The organism is Roseateles sp. FW301-B2, from assembly GCF_058788955.1.
The window spans coordinates 114,297-117,895 of sequence record NZ_JBYTBE010000015.1 but is presented as its reverse complement, the minus strand read 5'-3'; the positions used below and the strand labels follow the sequence as shown (position 1 = coordinate 117,895).

The window sequence follows — 3,599 nt, the reverse complement described above, 5'->3', positions numbered from 1 at the left end:
CCTCCCCCCCAAACTCGCCGGGCCGCCTGTTGACGCGCGCCAGCGCGCTGCTTAGGCTGAGGCCAGCTCGAACAAGAAGGAAGAAGTCCATGAAGAAGCCTGCACTGCGCTGCGCCGTCGCTTTGATGCTGGCCCTGCTCTATCCCGCCGCCCAGGCCAATACCTTCAGCGTGCAATGGCAGGATCTCGCCGGCGACGGCGGGCCGGTGGGCGATGTGATCGCGGTGCGCCTGGTGTTCAGCGACAGCGGCGCCTGGACCGCCACCTGGCAGGCCAACCCCCTGCACCCCTTCAGCGGCAATGCCCGCTTCAACCTGAATCTGTTCAATATCGCGCTTGGCGACCTGGCCAGCGCCCAGGCCCCCCAGCTCTCGCTGGACGGCGTCCAGGACTTCGGCGCCGCCAGCAGCACCGAGTTCAGCTACAGCGGCCAGGTGGCCTATCTGGCCAACTGGCATGCCGGCGACGGCATCAGCACCGGCAATGCCAGCAACTTCATCTCCGGCGCGGTGAGCCAGCAAAGCCCCTTCGGCCGCGACAACCTGCTCACCGAGGCGCGCGTGGCCAGCCATGTGCCCGAGCCCAGCAGCGTGCTGCTGACCTCGATGGCGCTGGCCCTGGCGGGCCTGACCGGCACCAGCCTGAGCCTGATGCGCCGCCGCCCCAAGGCTCAGGAGAGCTGAGCCCGCAAGAACTCGACCGTGCGTTGCCAGGCCAGCCTGGCTGCGGCGGCATCGAAGCGCGGCGTGGTGTCGTTGTTGAAGCCATGCTGGGTGCCCGGATAGACATGGGCCTCGTAGCGCACGCCCGCGACCTTCAGCGCCGCCTCGTAGCCGGGCCAGCCGGCATTCACGCGCTCGTCCATGCCGGCGTACTGGATCAGCAGCGCGGCCTTGATCTTGGCCACCTCGGCGGCCGGCGGCTGGCCGCCATAAAAGGGCACGGCCGCCGCCAGCTCCGGCAGCTGGGTGGCGAGGTAGTTGGCGATGCCGCCACCGAAACAGAAACCCACCACGCCCACCCGCCCGTTGCCCTCGGGCAGGCTCAGCAGCGCGCGCGCCGCGGCCACGAAGTCGGCGAGCGTCTTGCCGCCATCCAGCTTGGCAAACAGCTCGCGCGCCCGGTCCTCGTCGCCCGGATAGCCGCCCAGGCTGTAGAGCGCGTCGGGCGCATAGGCAACGAAGCCGTCCAGGGCCAGGCGGCGTGCGATGTCCTCGATATGAGGATTCAGGCCGCGGTTTTCATGCACCACCAGCACCACCGGCAGCCTGCCGCCGGCCGCGGCCGGCATGGCCAGGTAACCGCTCACGCGGCCATGGCCCTGGGGCGCGTCGAAGGCCTGAGTGCGGGTGACGATGCGGCGGTCGTCGGGCCGCACCTGCTGGGCGGCCGCAAAGCGCGGCGTCAGCGCCGCCAGCGTGGCCGCGGCGGCAGCGGCGCTGCCCAGGCAGCCCTGCGCCCGCTCCAGGAAGCCGCGCCGGCTGAGATCGCCGTGCACATACTGGTCGAACAGGCGCAGGATCTCGGGGGCGAAGTCCTTGGCGGTGAGTCTCATGCGGGCATCTTTCGGGCGAGTCCGGGTCGGCGCATTCTTGCCAAGCCGTGCGGGTGCCGCAAGCGGCGACAACCCGGCCCGGCTAGACTGGGGCATCCGCCTTGAGCCGCCCGCCGCGATGAACGCCACGCCCATACCCACGCCCACGCCCACGCCCACGCCCACTGCCGAAGCCGATCTCGAGCTCGACGCCGTCGTCAGCGCGCTGCGCCAGGCCCGCCAGGACTGGCGCGCCAGCCAGCAGCGCCTCAACGAAGCCGGCGGGCGCGAGCTGCCCTCGGCCGAGGTGCTGGGCAGCATCGTCGACGGCCTGCGCGGCGCGCTGTTCCCGATGCGCCTCGGCCCACCCGAACTGCGCCCGGACGGCGAGGACTTCTTCGTCGGCCATACCCTGCATACCCAGCTGCAGGCGCTGCGCGGCCAGATCCTGCTGGAGCTGCGCCATGCGGCGCGCCAGCCCGGTGCCAGCGAGCCGGCCGAGGCGGTGGCCGGCCATGCCGCGGCGCTGACGCGCGCCTTCGCCCACAGCCTGCCCGCCATCCGCCGCCTGCTGGACAGCGATGTGCAGGCCGCCTTCGATGGCGACCCTGCGGCCCGCAGCGTCGACGAGGTGCTGATCTGCTATCCCGGCATCGCCGCGATGATCCACCACCGCATCGCCCACCAGCTCTACCGCCTGGGCGTGCCCCTGCTGGCGCGCATCGTGGCCGAGCTCTCGCATGCCCGCACCGGCATCGACATCCACCCCGGCGCCCAGATCGGCCCCGGCCTGTTCATCGACCACGGCACCGGCGTGGTGATCGGCGAGACGGCGGTGATCGGCCAGCGCGTGCGCATCTACCAGGCCGTGACGCTGGGCGCGCGCAGCTTCCCGGTCGATGCCGAAGGCCATGTGCGCAAGGGCCAGCCGCGCCACCCCATCGTCGAGGACGAGGTGGTGATCTATGCCGGCGCCACCATCCTGGGCCGCATCACGCTGGGGCATGGCTCCACCATCGGCGGCAACGTCTGGGTCACGCGCAGCGTCCCGCCTGGCAGCAACGTCACCCAGGCCAGCTCGCAGCAGGTCTGCGAGGGTGGCAACACCTGACCCCCGCGGCCAGACCGGCATGAGCGCAGCGCCAGACGCCAACGCCAAGGCCGCCGCCGACGACGACGGCTTCGATCCCAACACGCTCCTGCAGCGCTTCAGCGAACGCCTGCGCGAGCTGGATCAACCGGTGGATCTGTCGATCTCGCTGGACGCACTGCAGGCGCGCCGCGCCGTGCCCACAACGCCCACAACGCCCACAACGCCCTCAACGCCGACAACGCCCGCGCCGCGCAGCCAGCTCCGGCCCGGGCGCTGGAACATGGACGACGTCACCGACGTCGAGGACCAGAGCGAACGCCGGCGCGCACAGGCCGCGCGCGCCCTTGAACAGGCGCGCGAGGCCGAAGCGCAGGCGCAGGAGCTGGCGCAGCGGCAGGCCCGGCAACAGGCGCGCGAGGCCGAGGCGCGCGCCGCCGCCGAAGCCCTGGCCCAGGCGCGCGCACGCCTGCAGGCCCAGCGGCAGGCCGCGCAGGCCTCGGCCGAGCTGGCGCTGCAGCGGGAGCGGGAGCGGGAGCGGGAAGCACAGGCACAGGCACAGCGTCAGCGCGACGCCGCTGCCGCGGCCGAGCGGCGCGCGGTGGAAGCGCAGACCCAGCGCCTGCGCGAGCTGGCCGAGGCGCAAGCGCGCGCCGCGCTGCTGGCGCAACAGCGGGCCGAGCGGGAGGCGGCCTTGAACTTGGCGGCCGAGCGTGCAGCGGCCGAGCGTGCAGCGGCCGAGCGTGCAGCGGCCGAGCGTGCAGCGGCCGAGCGTGCAGCGGCCGAGCGTGCAGCGGCCGAGCGTGCAGCGGCCGAGCGTGCAGCGGCCGAGCGTGCAGCGGCCGAGCGTGCAGCGGCCGAGCGTGCAGCGGCCGAGCGTGCAGCGGCCGAGCGTGCAGCGGCCGAGCGTGCAGCGGCCGAGCGTGCAGCGGCCGAGCGTGCAGCGGCCGAGCGTGCAGCGGCCGAGCGTGCAGC

The 3,599-nt window shown here is 72.9% G+C and carries 3 protein-coding genes and 1 pseudogene; 3 read left to right on the top strand and 1 reads right to left on the bottom strand.

Going from position 1 to position 3,599, the window contains the following annotated elements; all coding sequences use genetic code 11:
• Positions 1 to 89: 89 nt before the first annotated feature.
• Positions 90 to 683 (top strand): hypothetical protein, encoded by a 594-nt coding sequence (locus tag AC3WQY_RS12565; protein ID WP_492708792.1) that lies wholly within the window; start codon positions 90 to 92, stop codon positions 681 to 683.
• On the opposite strand, the gene AC3WQY_RS12560 is transcribed toward AC3WQY_RS12565, so the two are convergent.
• Positions 671 to 1,555: a dienelactone hydrolase family protein gene (locus AC3WQY_RS12560; RefSeq protein ID WP_492708790.1), complete on the bottom strand. Its 885-nt coding sequence runs from the start codon at positions 1,553 to 1,555 to the stop codon at positions 671 to 673. The two genes, AC3WQY_RS12565 and AC3WQY_RS12560, sit on opposite strands and share 13 nt — an antisense overlap.
• A gap of 118 nt (positions 1,556 to 1,673) precedes the next feature.
• On the opposite strand from AC3WQY_RS12560, the gene epsC reads away from it, so the two are divergent.
• Together epsC and AC3WQY_RS12550 are read left to right on the top strand one after the other, a co-directional pair.
• Positions 1,674 to 2,645: a serine O-acetyltransferase EpsC gene (gene epsC / locus AC3WQY_RS12555; RefSeq protein WP_492708788.1), complete on the top strand. Its 972-nt coding sequence runs from the start codon at positions 1,674 to 1,676 to the stop codon at positions 2,643 to 2,645.
• Positions 2,646 to 2,664: 19 nt separating this feature from the next.
• Positions 2,665 to 3,599 (top strand): annotated as a pseudogene (locus AC3WQY_RS12550) (hypothetical protein); the annotation flags it as partial.

Coding starts and splice junctions, on each gene's coding strand:
- epsC (WP_492708788.1), top strand. CDS start 1,674: ATGAACGCCACGCCCATACCCACGCCCACGCCCACGCCCACGCCCACT.
- AC3WQY_RS12565 (WP_492708792.1), top strand. CDS start 90: ATGAAGAAGCCTGCACTGCGCTGCGCCGTCGCTTTGATGCTGGCCCTG.
- AC3WQY_RS12560 (WP_492708790.1), bottom strand. CDS start 1,555: ATGAGACTCACCGCCAAGGACTTCGCCCCCGAGATCCTGCGCCTGTTC.